This window comes from Xanthomonas sp. WHRI 7065 (assembly GCF_040203115.2).
Taxonomy (GTDB): domain Bacteria; phylum Pseudomonadota; class Gammaproteobacteria; order Xanthomonadales; family Xanthomonadaceae; genus Xanthomonas; species Xanthomonas arboricola.
The window spans coordinates 2,617,567-2,632,897 of record NZ_CP168194.1; the positions used below are offsets into that span (position 1 = coordinate 2,617,567).

Below are 15,331 nucleotides of genomic sequence, written 5' to 3' on the forward strand. Positions count from 1 at the left end.
GTATCTCACAGACGCCCGATCCAGTCAAGCCTAGCGGCGACCGGTCCAGACCGACATTGAGCATCATCAGCGTGGCTGCAGTTGTATACACTACGTGGGCGACGGAGCGGGCCGCAGACTGCCTGGCTCGGCGCGCCGCAGGCGCACGGTGACTGCGATGCTCGATCCGCTAAGCCGATTGCAGTCAACGCCAACCAACGGTCTATGCACATGATTTTCGTCGGAAGCGGAGCTCTTCTTCGTCACGCTGTGTATTACGCGCAATCCGTCGGGCTAGAGGTGCGCGCGGTGTCTTGTCCGCCCGGCGAACACTTGCCCGGCGCACTGCATCAATCCGGCATCAAGATCGTCCAAAACGGTAATCCCGATGCCGATCTCGCCCGCGTGCTGAAGTTCGCCAAAGGCGAAACGGTGGTGTCGATCAACAACCGGCATCTTTTCAGCGACAAGCTGCTTGCGTCCGACGCCAGCTTTTTCAACATCCACAACGGCCTGGTTCAGCGCTACCGTGGTGCCGCCGAAGCCTGCGTGTTCGCCGCGCTGTGCAGGGACGAGGAGGAGTATGGGGTGACCCTGCACCGGATCCTGCCGGGGCAACGTGTCGATTGCGGTCCAGTGGTCGAGCAGCGGGTCTTCGACATCCTCCCGCAGGACGGCTTCGGTGAGGTCATGGACCTGGCCTTGCGTTGTTGCCGGCAGATTTTCGAACGCAACGTGCTCGCGCTCGCGCAAGGGGCGTTCCAGTCGCGCGCGGTCGAAGTTGCCGCCACTGCGGTCAGCTACGACCAACTCGCCAAACTGTACGCTGCGGCCGGTGCGGACGTGCGCAGGCGCGCGGCGCGGCTTGGCAAATACCGGCCTTATTTCCCGCGCCTTCATTCACTGGTCGCAACGACGGCGAAACCTGCGCGAGGCTACCATAACGCGACCGTCGCCAAGGCCTGATCGACTCGTGCAGCGACACCCCGCCGTCTCTGCGCTCGCGGCCATTGACGGCGTTTGTCATGTCAATACCCCGCATGACACCCGCATTGCCGCGCAGTATTTGCTGTGCGTCGCCGAGACCTGATCATGACAACCGATACCGAGAGCAGCCCCATCCAGGTTACGCCATTCCCAGGTATCGGCGCCCCTAGCCTGAGCGCAAGCAGCAACCGCATCGATCTGTGGCTGTTGCGTTACGATCGGATCGACGATGAGGCGCTGTTGACGCGCATGCGCCAGTGGCTGAATCCGGCCGAGCGCGCGCAAGAACCACGTTTCTACTTCGCCGATGACCGCAAGCGCTATCTGCTGACCCGCGCTCTGGTGCGCGCTACGCTTTCGCGTTATGTGCCGGTTGCACCGGCCCAGTGGCGGTTCGGCACAAATGCCTACGGCAGGCCACATATCGAAGCGACGCAGGGACAGGCCGGAGCGGAACTGCGCTTCAATCTCTCTCATACCTATGGCCTGATCGCATTGGCTGTGACGCGAGAGCGCGAGATCGGCATTGACGTGGAGCACGTGAGCCATCGCGAGGTATCGCTCGACATCGCGCATCACTTTTTGGCCCCCGAAGAAGTCGCGGCGCTGGCGCAAATGCCCGTAGCGCAACAGCAGGACAGATTCTTCGAGTATTGGACCTTCAAGGAGGCCTATATCAAGGCGCGTGGCATGGGCCTGTCTCTGCCGTTGGATCATTTCAGCTTCGACTACCCGCAGTGCGGCACGGTGCGCCTGAGCGTACGACCTGAACTCGACGACGACGCGGCGCTTTGGAGCCTGTGGCAGTACCGTCCACAGCCGCACTACCTGCTGGCGCTATGCGCCCAGCGCGACACCAGCGCACCGACCCAGGTCTGTGTGCGAGAGTTATCGACGACGCTGCAAGAGCGTACCGTAGCGCTTCTCCCGACACGGCGCTTGCACGATAACTGAATCAAAATTTTTTGACCTTCTCCCCGTTGCCGATGCTGTATTCGACTGCCGCCGCTCCCGGCGTGAGACCGGAGGCGAGAATTGCTGTGCCCATCTAAGGCGTGGCGGCGCTTAAGCGACCGTATTTGCTTCATTCCCGATATAACAATCCTGGTTCCGGCTGCGCGGTCAGGCGGCGCTCCGTCTCACAGGTGCGAAAGAAGAGCCGTCGTCATAGGCGAGAAAATTCTCCGGTTTAAAGGTGCCGCCGCAAAGGTTCTTGGATCCAAGATTATGAATGACATACCAGATTTCAAAGCAATGGGAATGAATGAGCGCCAAGTAAAGAGTGCGATGATGCTGATAGCCGTGGTCCCGCAGCCATCGCAGGATCGCTTGGCGGAGCAGTGATGGCAGTAATAGATGTAGCTACTAAGGCTGTCCATACCTTCAAGCGCTGCGGCCGTTTTGGCGAATGCATTTAGGATTCTTCTTATTCCACGCCAATACCGAATCGGCGAAATCCGCGTAATGCCTCATTTAAGCGATGCAATTGTTGTCGGTCACTCGAGAGTGATATGTCAAATAGCAATCCGTATCAAGCACTACTTCGATCAAAAATTAAGGCCGCAATTGAGAAGGCGTGTGGTGCCACAGCCTTCTCTCATCAAGGAGTTAAGGGTAGCGTTCTCAAAATTCTCATCGGAGAACTTTTCGAACCGCTGTTGCCAGATAGGGGCAGCTATGGGACTTATAGCCAAGCAGAGCCAATAAAAACGGCAGCTAAGCACTCAGGAGAAATTCCTAGGCTCTGTTCCCGTTGGCTGAGGATGACGTCACGCCGAGATGGCCAGAGCCAGCAGCGACGCGGCGCTGGCGCCGGATTGGGCATTCCAGTCGAGCGCCCGGAACCAGCCGAGGTAGTTCGGCAAGTAGGACGTTGCCACTCCCTTGAAGCGCGCCATCCAGGCTTTGAAACGGCTGTGGTAGGCATTGACGTTCTGGATGTGCCAGGCGCCATGTGTGTGCTCACCACGCAAGGTGTTCACCGCGTTGTGCTCGATTTCCAGCTCCCGCGCCACGGTGGCCAGCAAGTTGCTGCCGTCGGTGCACAGCACTGCGTCCTTGGCCAGGGCCACTTGCAGCACCGGGGTCACGCAAAGCTTGTTGGCCGCTTCCAGTACGAAGTCCGTGGTCTGACCAGCCCGGTTGCGCACCACCAGAATCGGCACTTGCTCGGCGGATAAGCCACGTTTGGCGGCCCGACCGCCCCGACGGCGCGGCTTGCGCGCCTGCTCGGCCAGCAGTTGGCGGCGCTGGCCCTTGTACGAGCGCAGCACATAGGTCTCGTCGGCCTCGGCCACTCCATCAAGGTGCTGCGCCTTGACCTCGCGCGGCAACGTCAGGAACCGGTGGCGCCAGCGAAATGCCGTGGTTCGATGGACGCCCATTCGTGCCGCCGCCTTGCGCACGCTGAGCCCTTCATCCAAGGCCTGGGCTTGCAGCAGCCATTTGTCGCGGTGCCGCAGTCGGGCCAAGGGCGTGCCAGTCAGGGCGTTGAATGTCACACCGCAGCCGCGGCACTTGTAGCGCTGCAGACCATTGGCCTGGCCGTTGCGCACCACCCGCTCGGCCTGGCACCTGGGACAACCCAGGTGCTGCGACAGATGGGCTTGAACCACGGACGTGGTCTGCTCCAGCGCCACACCGCTGCCAAGCCACGCCATCATTTGCTCTCGCTGCCCGGGGGTGAGCTTGGCCGTCAAGGCCATCAATTGCTTGAGTTCGCGCGCTCGCATCGTGGACTCCATCGGCTCGAAACCCTCGGGCCGTGGTGCCAATCTGCGGCGTGGCCGGTTCACCGACTGAGATCGTCACTACTTAACGGGAACAGAGCCAATTCCTAACAGCGTCGTTACTATACATATGTATATTCAAAAACTTCAAGACTGCGCTGTGCGACGATTCAGTGCACTATCCAAGGACTCGGATCATGGTAATGCAGAAGTTCACCGGCGCTGCCGCGCAAGCAGAAGCCCAGCGAGTTGTAGCGCTTTCACGCGAAAGTATCGATTTGGCGCTGGCACCATTTGCGCCAAACAGCACTTTCAAGGTTTGGTTCTCGACCTACCGCGGAATCGAGGAGCTGATCAATCTGCCCATAGAGTTGGCAAGCGAACCGCTGTTGTACAAGGTTCTCGGCCTTGACCTGCTTGACATGGGGAGCTTCGCCCAAGACGTGGCGTCTATCAAAGCAAGCCTGGATTCTCGTTTCTCGCGCTTGGTAGCGCAGCGCTTGCTGAAGACGCTTGTGCAATTGCAGGCCATCTCAAGTTCGTTTGCAATGAATGGAATCCCCTGTGCCAGCGAGTTGAGGACGGTGGGATCGGCCATAGGGTACCTTCAGTCCCGTCGGCGGCACATTCTGGCCCTTCTCCACACGATTCCCAGCGCTTGCCAAGGCTCAAAGCAGCTGCACGAACTCGACGGCCTCAATCAGTTCCTCTATTTGATAGAGACTGCTTGCCTGGGAACGACGGCGATGCACTACAACCTGATGCTGTCGATCGTCTATCCGGACTTCAGTTTGGAAGTTGACGATGTAGGAGCTTCCGCAAGCCATGGCTTCAATGCCCTCGACTCGCTCTTCTTGGAGCCTGAGCGAACGGCCATTACCGAAATGGCCGGTGTGGACCTTAGCGGCTTTAAGAAGTTGCCCGTGAATCACCGCCTAATCTTCTCCAAAGCGGAGCTGGAGAACAATTTGGCGCACATAGCCGCGGCTTATGCGGAGTTTAATCTTGATCAAACTACATATGGCCAGCTGGATGCGTTCTTCCGTAGCTTATTGCCGATGGTCGTGGACGAGTACTTCGTGCAGCTGACGCCAAGGCGTTTTGCTGAATTGATCTCTGAGCACAAGCTTTCGGATGCCCTCAAGAGGGCGATGGTCGTTGAGAGTGGCGACTACGTCGATAACACCAGCACATATGCACCATTTACTCGAGTCGGTGGTGAGTTGATCACTTCGGTCACCCTGCTTAGCCGATTTGCTAACCACTGGAAGAACTCCTGTCTCAATCGCGTTCGCCGCTACCAGATCCGCTCGGGGTTCATCTTTGAGGGGTCGGTCAAGGAGGCTCTGCGGGACCAGGGGTTCACTGTTACAGGCATTAAAAGGGTTGGACATGCAGAGTTCGACGTTGTTGCGACGCTCGACGGCGTGATCTATAACGTTCAGTGCAAAAATAACCTCGTGGACCTGAATAGGATCGAGGCGGATGTGAAGAAATTCGTCCGCTACAACCGCAGCCTGGATCGTGCCTATCAGCGGGCGCTTGAGAAGGAACGTGCGCGTGAACAAATGCTCTTGGACGAACTGGCTTTAAGCGACATCAAGCACTTCGTGGTGAGCCGTTTTCCCGTTGCGACCCAGAACCCCTCCGTACTCCCCTTCGGCGAGATTTCGCGATTCAAGGCCAGTGCTGTCGGTACTTGAGGGTCGGCAGGGAATCATTACGACCGGGGCCAAAATTGACCTAAACAATTGAAGTGCAAGGACAATTGGTTCATCCTGGTCACGAACATCCCCGTCTATGGGGGATGTTCAAGCACCTTGGCGGTATAGCTCAGCGGCGCCACTTCCCTTTCAAGGTCCAGATGGTAGTCGCCGAAGCGATTGATGTGGCTTGTCCGATATGGCGACAAACCAGCCAGGATTTCAGGCGTCAGCTCAACCCCCTCCTTCCGCATCTCAGCCAAGGTCCGGCTCATGCCTTCCACGTTGTGGAGGATGATCATGTTGGCCACCAGCTGGCTGTACTTGACGATCTTGCGCTGCTCGTGTTGGACGTTCTCAGCGATGATCCCCTGGCTGCCAAAGAAAACCCATTTCACGAAGCCGTTGTACTCCTCGCTCTTGTTGGTTGCAGCATGGATCGTTTTGCGAATCTCGTTGTCATCGATGTAGCGCAGCAAGAACAGCGTTCTGACGGCCTTGCCTAGCTCCCGGAAGGCGAAGTACAGCTTGTTCTTCCGGCTGTAGGTGCCCAGTCGGCGCAGGATCGAGGACGCGGTGATCTTCCCGAGTCGGATCGAAATCACCACCCGCAGCATGTCGTGGAGATGGGTGGCGATGAGCTGCCAGTCGATGCTATCCCCGAACAACGCCTGGATGTTTTTGTAGGTCCTGCCCGGTTCGGGCCGGAAGAATGTCAGATCCTTGATGTTCCGGATGCGCGGCATCAACTGGATGCCCAACATGTGGGCCAAGCCGAAGACCGGGTAGCTTTGGGCCTGGGTGTCGCCATGGACGATCTCAGGCTGGATATCGGAGGTATTGGCCAACAGACCATCGAGGATGTAGATGCCCTCGTGCACGCCACAGGGGATGAAGTGGCTGAACAGCGCTACGTATTTGTCGGACACGTGGTAGTAGCCGATGCCACCATAGCCGCCGTAGCGGATGTGATACTCGGACAACAGGTTGTCCTCGTAGACGCTCCACTTGGTGCCATCCGCTGATGCGCTCTTCCCGCTGCCCCAATAGCCCGGCAGGTCGAATTTGTTGTAGGTGTTGATGACCTCTACGATGGCCTTCTCAAGCACATCCTCGGTCACGTATTTGAGGTTGAGCCAAGCGACCTGGCGCCGACTGAAGCCCTTGATCGACCGCGCCGTCTGGGTCGGACCCAGGTTGCAGCCATAGCAAAATAGCGTGGTGATCACGCGGCGAGGCAGATCCTCGACCTGGCTCTCGGTTCCAGCGATCGGATGGAAGAAACGGTGCAGATCCAGCCATTGGCTGGCATCGATCAGCACGTCTACGATGCTGGACTCGGGGAGCCGTTCGGTGATGAGTCGGTCCACGGTGGCGATCGCGCTGGAAACCTCAGCCCGCTGCCCCTTCCGCAGCACCAGGCGTCCGTCCAGGATGTCCGCATGCACATTCTCGGGGAAACGCTCGTCGACCTCGCCGGCCAAAGCGGTCAGTTGTGCGCGCAACCCAGCCACGAAAGACTCGGCGTCGGTAGGCAGGCCTGACACCTGGCCATAGGCTTCCAGTTCCTGGGCCAAGGTGGACTCATCGACCAGCTGCTCGCGGTAGTCGTCAAAGCGCTCGCTGCTGGGAATGAAGAGATCTCCGGACTTTAGTTCGTCCTTGACCTGCACCAGGACGGCCAGCTCAAAGTACTTGCGGTGCATCCAACCGGCGCCTACCGCGCTGGCCCGCTTGCCAAACACGTGCTGACGCCAGAGCTTGGACATCCAATCGAAATCCTTTTCCGGGTGCAAACCGAGGGAAGCAACCTCGATCAGCTCACGCCGTTGATTCCGCAGTGATAGCACGGCTGCGATCAACGGCTCCATGCCGGCATCGTGGCTGGTCGCCCGCAGATTCATCAGCTCCAGCCCATTGAACAGCAGCGGCCTCACCGCGCCGTAGGGCTGTAGCATGAAAGGCAGGTAGTTTTTCCCTGCGTACGCCATATGTTCTTCGCATTCGGCCAGCAAGGTGGACACTTCCGCTTCCAAACTGTTGTCGATCGCGTCCACGCGCTGGCTATCGCTGCCATCGAGCTGATAGGCCTGCAGGATCTCCTTGAGCTGGCCGATGAGGAAGTCGGCCCGTTTGGCATGTTCGAGCTGATAGGCCAGCAGCTTTTGTTGTGCGGTGTTTTCCAGTCCACGCACCTGCTTGATGAACAGTTCTGCGGCATCGTCCAGTGTTTTGGCGTGCTGCGCGCGGATGAAGATGGTGGCGAGCGCATAGCGCTTGTCCTCACCCAAATCGGCCAACTCGCTGGCGTCGTAGGCCCGCGCCATGGCACGGAATTGCTTGAGCTTCGGGACCGGCACATCGATTGGAGGCAGTTGCTCTGCCAACTGCTGCAGCATACGGATGTGCTGCAGATAGAACCTGACCTCCTTGTTGGTCGGTCGGCCAGGCTCGCGCTTGAGCGTATGCCAGCCGGTGAACCTGGACCCCTCCGGTGCGCGCAGCAGATCGTCAATGAGCGTGCGCGTGGCAGGCGTCAGCGCGTGGCTGATGCTGCGGTAATAGCCCAAATTGACTCGCTCGCGCGCCCCAATGGCTGCCAGCTCAAGAGTGCGGAAGCCTGGTAGTTCGTAGCGATGGTGCACCAGCTCTTCCAGCAGGACGTTCACGATGTCCGGGATGGTGTGCTTGGTCTGGGCTGCGGCGGTGGCCACCGTGTCGAGCCAAGACAACCCGGATTTGTCCAAGGGACGAACCCCGATGAACTGCCGAAGTTGCGGCATGTGCCGGCGCTTGCTGCCGGATGCGTCATAGCGTTTGAGCTGGTCGGAGGCCAATACGCGCCCGAGACGAGCGGCCTTGGCGATGTGCTGCCGGATCCGCTCGGGCACCTCGGCCAACAGAGTGAAGTAGCCTAAGCGCTGGAAGAGCTTGAGATGGATCAGTACCGCCAATTGCGGACCCGGCTGGGTTGTCAGCTGCTTGGCGAATGCAATCTCAGCGGCGGTCGGGGTATAGACCTCCTCCAGTTCCTTGGCAGTGGGATCAGGCTTCAGTCGCGGGTAGGCGGTCTCGTGAAGGGTGGCCATTGGATCCGGAGGTTATGAGGGGATCAATCCCAGTGCCGGCCGTCGTCTGTACTGAGAGACGCTTCCAGGAAGCACTGGTGCGTATCGGCCATGCGATGCATGTCATCCAGCAACGTGGCCAGGATTTCATCCAGATCCCGCTCGGGATCGGTGGGGACAGTCAACCGGTACTCGCTGCTGGCCATGTTCAAGCGCACGGCCTGGAACGGCGCCAAGCAAATCTCTTCGATTCGCCCCCGTGCCTTGGCCGCGCCTCGACCCGAGCGGGCAAACGGCGTCAGCACCATGCGTAGGAGCAGCTGCAGCGCAGGTACGCCCTCGGGTGCCGGAAGCGCCACCGCCGGCGCGGCGCCGGTCGGGCTGGGCAAGCTCGCTTCAATGCGGTCACGGGCGAACGGATCACGCCCATCCAGGTAACGCATGGCTGACTGCACATCGCGCCAGCCCACGTACTCCATCAGCGCCTTCATGTCCCAGCCTTGGTCGTTGGCCCAGCTGGCAAAGCCGCGGCGCAACGAATGGCTGCTGTGGAGCCCCGCATCAGCAAAGCCGGCACCGGCCAGTAAATCGCGCAGCAGCCGCACCAAACTGTTGGGATGGAGTCCTTCGGCACTCACCTGACCCCACTGGTTGACCGCTCGAAACACCGGCCCATCTTGCACGTCGGCCGCCTGCAGCCACCCCTGGGTCGCCTCCACCGGACACAACCGCGACAACGCGGGCACCTTGTACGTGACGCCGGCCGCTTGGCGATCGCCCTTGCTGCGCGGCAGGAAGCAGGTCATCCCCTGTCCTGGCACCAGCGTTAGATGAGCCACTTCCAGACGCAGCAGTTCGTCGCCACGGAAGCCGCGCCAGAACCCCAGCAGCACCAGCGCCCGGTCGCGTTGGTGGCGTAACGCCGCCGCACCATCGCCCCGCGCGCGTGCCGCGGCGATCGCCGCGGCCAGCCAGTCATCGAGCTCGACCAGCCGCCGAATCTGGAGCGGCGCGGCTTGTTTCACTTGGCCCGGGTGCAAGGTCTGGATGCCTTTGAGCACCTTGCGCACCAGCGGCGACCGGGTGGGATCGACAAATCCGTGGTCGCGGTGCCAGGAAGCAATGGCGGCCAGTCGATGACGCAGGGTGCTGGCCGCCAGGGTCTGCGCATACGCGGCCAGGTACCGGGCCACGCTATCCGGTGTGGCTGGGAGGTGGCCTTGCCATTCGACCTCGAAGTGCCGCAGCGCCGACGCGTAGCTGCGCACCGTGTTCTGGCGCGTGGCCGCCTCGAGGTAGCGGTCCAGTTCGGTCACTGGTGCGTGGCCTCGACAGAGACCGGCTGGCGCAAGGTCGACAGGATGGTGCATTCAGCCCGCTGCCCGCCATGGCAGCTGGCAATCACGCGTTCCAATTCGCTGGCCATGCGCTGCAGGTCTGCCATCCTGGCACGCACGTCGGCCAGGTGGCTGCGGGCCAGCCGATCCACATCCCCGCACGAAAGGTCCTCGTCGCCGGCCAGTTGCAGCAAGCTGCGGACCTCTTCCAGGCTGAAACCTAGGTCGCGACCGCGCGCAATGAAGCGCAGGCGCTCGATATCGGCTGGGCCGTAGACCCGGTAGCCGTTGTCCGAGCGCCCTGGGCGCGGCAGCAGACCGATCCGCTCGTAGTAGCGGATCGTCTCCAGGTGGCACCCGCTGGCGTCGGCAGCCTCACTGATTTTCATTCGTATACGCTTGACTCCGTAGTAGCTACGGACTTTACCCTCACGGGTTCTGCCATGCCAGCGACCCGCCCCGGCCTGCCTTGGAGTCCTCGACCTCATGAACGACATCAATCTGGAACGGGTTCGTGCAGCGATGTTCACCGGCCCGGGCGTTAAAGCGGTAGACGATCTGCGCCTGATCCCTTCCAAAGAGCATGGCCGTGCGATCGCGGCCACCATCAACGTCGCTGCGCCCTCGGTCGACCTGGACTTGGTGCACGCTGTTATCGCCCAAGTGCTGGCGGACCAATTCCACATCGATCGGGTCATGCTTTGCTTCAACGATCCGGGACCGGTGTCGCCGCCGCCCATTGGGGCACTTTTGAAGAAAATGTGATCGCTGCGGCTGCTCTATGCGCCAGCGCGGTCAACGCGCGAGCGGCAACCAGATCCAGAGCGCGATGAGCGTGGCCAGCAGGACGGGCGGCGTGAGTGTGAGCCCCACCTTCATGTACTGGCCCCACGTGATCCGCTGACCCTTGCCGGCAAGGACGTGCAGCCACAGCAGGGTCGCGAGCGAGCCGATCGGCGTGAGCTTGGGACCAAGGTCGTTGCCCACGACGTTGGCATAGATCATCAGTTCGCGGGTGGCGGCGGGAACGTTGGCCCCGTCGATGGCAAGCGCGCCGACCAGCGTGGCCGGCATGTTGTTCATGACCGAGGCAAGCGCGGCCACCGCGAAGCCAGTGCCAACCGTGGCCACGAAGGTGCCCTGCGCTGCCAGCCACTCCAGGACAGCGCTCGCCGCGCCGGTCAGCCAGGCATTGCCCAGACCGTAGACCACCAAGTACATGCCGACCGAAAACAGCACGATCTGCCAGGGCGCGTCGCGCAGGATCTTGGTCAGGGCCATGGTGGCGCCTCGGCCGCCTGTCGCCCAGCGGCCCGCAATCGCCATCAATACCAGTGCGGCCGCACCTGTCACCAAGGCGATGGGTACGCCAAGCGGTCCGGTCACGAAGTAGGCGACGAGCAGCAATGCGAGAAGGGGCAAGGCGGCGCGGAAAACCGCCGTATCGCGGATCGCCTGGCGCGGCGCTTCGAGATCGTGGACCGGATAGGTGCGGGGAATGTCGCGCCGGAACCAGAGCCACAGGACGATCAATGTCGCCGCGACGGATACCAGATTCACCGGCACCATGACCGCTGCGTAGCGCCCGAACGGTACGTCAAAGAAGTTCGCCGTGACGATGTTGACCAGGTTCGAGACCACGAGCGGCAGGCTTGCAGTGTCAGCGATGAAGCCACAGGCCACGGTGAACGCCAGCGCCCCGGCGGGCGGGAAATTCAAGCGCAACAGGATGGCCAGGACGATCGGCGTCAGCAGAAGCGCCGCGCCGTCGTTGGCGAACACTGCCGCGATCGCGGCGCCGAGCAGGACAATCAGCGGAAAGAGCTTCCGACCATTGCCTCCACCCCAGCGGGCCACATGCAGCGCCGCCCATGCGAAGAAGCCGGCCGCGTCCAGGATGAGCGAGATGATGATGAGTGCGACGAAGGTGAACGTCGCATCCCAGACAATCCCCCACACCGTGCCGACGTCGTTCCACCCGACGACGCCGGTGGCCAGAGCCACCGCGGCGCCGGCCATGGCCGACCAGCCTATGCCGAGTCCGCGCGGCTGCCAGATGACGAACACAAGGGTGACGATGAAGATCGCGAGGGCAAGCATGCAGCGCTCCGCAGGTTAGTTAGATGGAGCGCTGATTCACACGCTTGGACAGTTCTTCGGCGTTCTCGACGCGCTCGGAATAACGATCGGTCAGGTACGCCGAGCGGCCACGCACGAGCCACGTGAATTTCACCAGCTCCTCGCAGACGTCGGCGACCCGCTGGTAATAGGCCGACGGCTTCATGCGTCCCGCCTCATCGAATTCCTGGAACGCCTTGGCCACGGACGATTGGTTCGGGATCGTGACCATGCGCATCCACCGGCCGAGCACGCGCAGCTGGTTCACCGCGTTGAAGCTTTGCGAGCCGCCGGAGACCTGCATCACCGCCAGGGTCTTGCCTTGCGTCGGGCGCTTGGCACCGTCGGCCAGAGGTATCCAGTCGATCTGCGCCTTCATGATCCCGGTCATGGCGCCGTGGCGTTCCGGGCTGACCCAGACCATGCCTTCCGACCAATAAGCGAGTTCGCGTAGCTCGCTCACCTTCGGATGATCCGGCGCGGCTCCGTCGGGCAGCGGCAAGTCGTGCGGATCGAAGATCCGCACGTCGCAGCCATACCAGCGCAGCAGCCGGCCAGCTTCCTCGGCCAGCAGCCGGGAATAGGAGCGCTCCCGCAGCGAACCATAGAGGATGAGGATGCGGGGCGGGTGTCTTGGATCGCCGGGCGCCGCCAGTGCGTCGACGTCGATCGGCGTGAGTTGCGTCAGGTCGATGCTCGGTAGATCCATGGCAATGCGATCGATCACGTTGATGCTCCGCCTGTCGTCACGGTCTCGCCGTCTTCCTTGGTGAAGGAGGCGACTGGGCTGTCCAGCAGCGCAAGCACCTTCTCGGATGGCCGGCACAGCGCCACGCCCCGGTCGGAAACGACGATGGGACGGTTGATGAGGATGGGGTGCGCCATCATCGCGTCCACCAGCTGCTCGTCCGTGAGCGCGGGATTGTCCAAGCCCAGCTCCGCGTAGGGCGTTCCCTTCTGGCGCAAGAGATCGCGAGGCGCGATGCCCATCGCGGCGATCAACTCGACCAGCTTCGCGCGCGCCGGCGGCGTCTGCAGGTATTCGATGACCTCAGGGTTTTCGCCGGACTGGCGCATCATCTCCAGGGTGTTTCGGGACGTGCCGCAAGCCGGGTTATGGTAGATCGTCAGCGTCATGATGATCGCCTCAAGCCACGTCGGGTCGGGGCGACGTGGCGCCTTCGAACTGCCCGATTTCGCCTACCTGCGCCGTCAAGGTCGCCCGCGACAGCGTGTGGATCGGTAGCGCGACGAACGCCTTGATGCGGTTCTCCATGTACACCAGCGCCTGCCGGAAAGCGGCGCGCTGCCACATGTCCCCGCGCGTTTCGTGGCTAGGGTCCTCGATGCCCCAGTGCCCGGTGACCGGCTGTCCTGGCCAAAACGGGCAGGCCTCGCCGGCGGCTTGATCGCAGACGGTGAACACGAAATCCATGCGCGGGGCATCCGGCACGCCGAACTCGTCCCAAGCCTTGGATCGCAGCCCCTCGATCGGGTAGTCGGCCTGACGCAGCGTCTCGATCGCCAGCGGGTGAACCTCACCCTTGGGATGGCTGCCGGCCGAGAACGCATTGAAGCGGCCATCGCCGAGCTTGCGAAGGACGCTTTCGGCCAGGATCGACCGGGCGGAATTGCCGGTACACAGGAACAGAACGTTGAAGGGCTGAGGAAGGCTCATGCGCAGGTCTCCGCGGTGCAAGGGGTGATGGAGTTGAAGAGGGCGCCGCAGATCTCCGGATTCCCGGAGCAGCAGTCCTCGGTGAGGAAAGCCAGAAGCTGACGCATGTCCTCGTAGCTCGCGGCGTATAGGACACGCCGCCCGTCGCGCCAGGAGCGCAGCAGGCTCGCGCGCTCCAAGGTCGCAAGATGGAAGCTCATGCGCGTTGGCGGGATCGAAAGCCGCTCCGCGATTTCCCCTGAGGGCATACCGTTGGGGCCAGCGCGAACGAGCATCCGGAACGCGGCCAGACGATCGGCGTGTGCGAGGGCAGAGAGGGCGGAGACAGCGGAATCATCTTTCATGCGCCTATCCTACAAGCATCCTTGTAGAATTCAATAATTGAGATCAATTCGGCAGCGATCAGGTCATGCGTTGCTTCAGCGATTCAGTGGCGGAGCGTGCCCGCGCCGTCAGTTAACCTCTTTCCTCTGAGCGGTACTGCCCAGCGATCGCCCACCCATTGCGGGTTTCGTACTGTTTTTGGAGCCGGGAAGGGTCACAAGGCCCCTTACGCGGGATAATTCAATATTATCCCGTATGACTATTTGCACCGACGAACGGCGGTCTACCTACTTTAAACGTATGTAATTACATGGTATGTAATACGTTACGAAATAAAGCGGGGTGGCACGATGGCGCGCGCAGGACTCTATAAGAGTGACGTCCAGAAGGCGCGCGACGCGCTGCTGGCCCAAGGCAAGAAGCCGTCAGTCGACGCGGTGCGAGTGGCCTTGGGCAACACGGGCTCCAAGACCACGATCCACCGCTATTTGCGTGAACTGGAAGAAGAGGAGGGCGGCGGTCCGGCACGCGCGGTGGCCGTGAGTGAAGCCTTGCAGGACTTGGTCGCGCGCCTGGCTACGCGACTTCAAGAGGAAGCGGAGGCGATCCTCACCAGGGAGCGAGAGCGCCATGGGGCCGAACTTCAGCGTCAGCAACAAGCGCTTTCCACCGCCCAGCAGGAAGCCGCTGCTCTGGGCAGCCAACTGCAGCGCACTGAGACCAGCTTGCAGCAAGAGCAAGCCGCTCACGCCCTGCTTCAGCACAATATGGGTGAGAAGGTCGCGGAAATCGCCCAGTTGAACGAGCGCATCGCCGGCATGACGGTGCGGCTGGCTGATCACGAGGCGCATGCGCGTTCTCTGGAGGACAAGCATGCTCATGCCCGGGAAGCACTGGAGCACTACCGCACTTCCACCAAAGAGCAGCGCGAGCAAGAGCTGCGCCGCCACGAGCATCAGGTCCAAGAGCTGCAAGTAGCCTTACGTCAGGCCAATGAAGCCTTAGGCGCGAAGAATCAGGAGCTGTTGGTGCTGAACCGCGACAATGGTCAATGGCTGGAGCGCCACGGGCGGATTGAGCGTGAGCTTGCCCAGTTGCGACAGGCCCACGAAGGCCAACACAGCGAGGTCGTGGCGTTGCGCCAGACCGCGACGGATCATTTGGCACTGCAGGAGCGTTGGAAGACTGACGCCAAGGCCTTGGATGCCCTGCGCAGCGAGCTAGCTCAAGTCCAAGACGCGCTTGCGCGGGAGCGCGAGCGCCGCGAGAGCGCTGAAGCCGATGCCTTGCGTGCCAACGCACGTCTTGAAGCGCTAGAGCCCCTACTGAATCAACTGACGCCGGCACAAAATGCGGTGAAGAAAACTCGGCGCGGCCGTACGCAGGATGGAGGAGCCGACTAACGAGG

14 protein-coding genes are annotated in these 15,331 nt (G+C 61.4%); 5 read left to right on the forward strand and 9 right to left on the reverse strand.

Annotated elements, in window-relative coordinates; all coding sequences use genetic code 11:
* Window positions 1–204 precede the first annotated feature (204 nt).
* Both ABQY64_RS10940 and ABQY64_RS10945 read left to right on the forward strand, forming a co-directional pair.
* On the forward strand, window positions 205–945 hold the full coding sequence (locus ABQY64_RS10940) for a formyltransferase family protein (RefSeq protein WP_154832049.1): 741 nt from the start codon (window positions 205–207) through the stop codon (window positions 943–945).
* Window positions 946–1,071: 126 nt separating this feature from the next.
* Window positions 1,072–1,920 (forward strand): 4'-phosphopantetheinyl transferase superfamily protein, encoded by an 849-nt coding sequence (locus tag ABQY64_RS10945; protein WP_104573369.1) that lies wholly within the window; start codon window positions 1,072–1,074, stop codon window positions 1,918–1,920.
* Between the two features lie 815 nt (window positions 1,921–2,735).
* Here the strand turns inward: ABQY64_RS10945 and ABQY64_RS10950 are convergent.
* Window positions 2,736–3,698, reverse strand: coding sequence for an IS1595 family transposase (locus ABQY64_RS10950; RefSeq protein ID WP_104573766.1), 963 nt, complete (start codon window positions 3,696–3,698; stop codon window positions 2,736–2,738).
* A 200-nt stretch (window positions 3,699–3,898) separates the two neighbouring features.
* Here ABQY64_RS10950 and ABQY64_RS10955 point away from each other — a divergent pair, with 200 nt between their 5' ends.
* On the forward strand, window positions 3,899–5,398 hold the full coding sequence (locus tag ABQY64_RS10955; RefSeq protein ID WP_349780595.1) for a hypothetical protein: 1,500 nt from the start codon (window positions 3,899–3,901) through the stop codon (window positions 5,396–5,398).
* 95 nt (window positions 5,399–5,493) lie between these two features.
* Here the strand turns inward: ABQY64_RS10955 and ABQY64_RS10960 are convergent, their stop codons facing one another.
* From ABQY64_RS10960 to ABQY64_RS10970, 3 genes are read right to left on the reverse strand one after another with little or no spacing between them, the layout of a single operon-like run.
* A complete protein-coding gene (locus tag ABQY64_RS10960) occupies window positions 5,494–8,487 on the reverse strand; it encodes a Tn3 family transposase (protein ID WP_102254407.1) in 2,994 nt (997 codons plus the stop codon).
* A 23-nt stretch (window positions 8,488–8,510) separates the two neighbouring features.
* The gene (locus tag ABQY64_RS10965) at window positions 8,511–9,782 is read right to left on the reverse strand and encodes a site-specific integrase (RefSeq protein ID WP_102254406.1); all 1,272 of its coding nucleotides are present in this window, start codon (window positions 9,780–9,782) and stop codon (window positions 8,511–8,513) included.
* Complete coding sequence (locus tag ABQY64_RS10970; RefSeq protein ID WP_102254405.1) at window positions 9,779–10,192, reverse strand: helix-turn-helix domain-containing protein; 414 nt, start codon at window positions 10,190–10,192, stop codon at window positions 9,779–9,781. The genes ABQY64_RS10965 and ABQY64_RS10970 overlap by 4 nt, the downstream gene beginning before the upstream one ends.
* A gap of 97 nt (window positions 10,193–10,289) precedes the next feature.
* Between ABQY64_RS10970 and ABQY64_RS10975 the strand changes: the two genes are divergently transcribed.
* The gene (locus tag ABQY64_RS10975) at window positions 10,290–10,568 is read left to right on the forward strand and encodes a hypothetical protein (protein ID WP_102254404.1); all 279 of its coding nucleotides are present in this window, start codon (window positions 10,290–10,292) and stop codon (window positions 10,566–10,568) included.
* 30 nt (window positions 10,569–10,598) lie between these two features.
* Here the strand turns inward: ABQY64_RS10975 and ABQY64_RS10980 are convergent, their stop codons facing one another.
* The 5 genes from ABQY64_RS10980 to ABQY64_RS11000 are packed head-to-tail and all read right to left on the reverse strand — an operon-like array spanning window position 10,599 to window position 13,943.
* Window positions 10,599–11,903: an arsenic transporter gene (locus ABQY64_RS10980; protein ID WP_102254403.1), complete on the reverse strand. Its 1,305-nt coding sequence runs from the start codon at window positions 11,901–11,903 to the stop codon at window positions 10,599–10,601.
* 19 nt (window positions 11,904–11,922) lie between these two features.
* Window positions 11,923–12,648 (reverse strand): arsenical resistance protein ArsH, encoded by a 726-nt coding sequence (gene arsH, locus ABQY64_RS10985; RefSeq protein WP_102254402.1) that lies wholly within the window; start codon window positions 12,646–12,648, stop codon window positions 11,923–11,925.
* Window positions 12,645–13,058, reverse strand: coding sequence for an arsenate reductase (glutaredoxin) (arsC, locus tag ABQY64_RS10990; protein WP_102254401.1), 414 nt, complete (start codon window positions 13,056–13,058; stop codon window positions 12,645–12,647). Before arsC ends, arsH begins: the two co-directional genes overlap by 4 nt.
* A gap of 10 nt (window positions 13,059–13,068) precedes the next feature.
* Window positions 13,069–13,599 (reverse strand): arsenate reductase ArsC, encoded by a 531-nt coding sequence (locus ABQY64_RS10995; RefSeq protein ID WP_102254400.1) that lies wholly within the window; start codon window positions 13,597–13,599, stop codon window positions 13,069–13,071.
* Window positions 13,596–13,943, reverse strand: a complete 348-nt coding sequence (locus tag ABQY64_RS11000) for a helix-turn-helix transcriptional regulator (protein WP_102254399.1) — start codon at window positions 13,941–13,943, stop codon at window positions 13,596–13,598. The genes ABQY64_RS10995 and ABQY64_RS11000 overlap by 4 nt, the downstream gene beginning before the upstream one ends.
* A gap of 330 nt (window positions 13,944–14,273) precedes the next feature.
* Between ABQY64_RS11000 and ABQY64_RS11005 the strand changes: the two genes are divergently transcribed.
* Entirely contained in the window at window positions 14,274–15,326 is a 1,053-nt protein-coding gene (locus ABQY64_RS11005) for a DNA-binding protein (RefSeq protein WP_102254398.1), read from the forward strand.
* The last annotated feature ends 5 nt before the right edge of the window (window positions 15,327–15,331 follow it).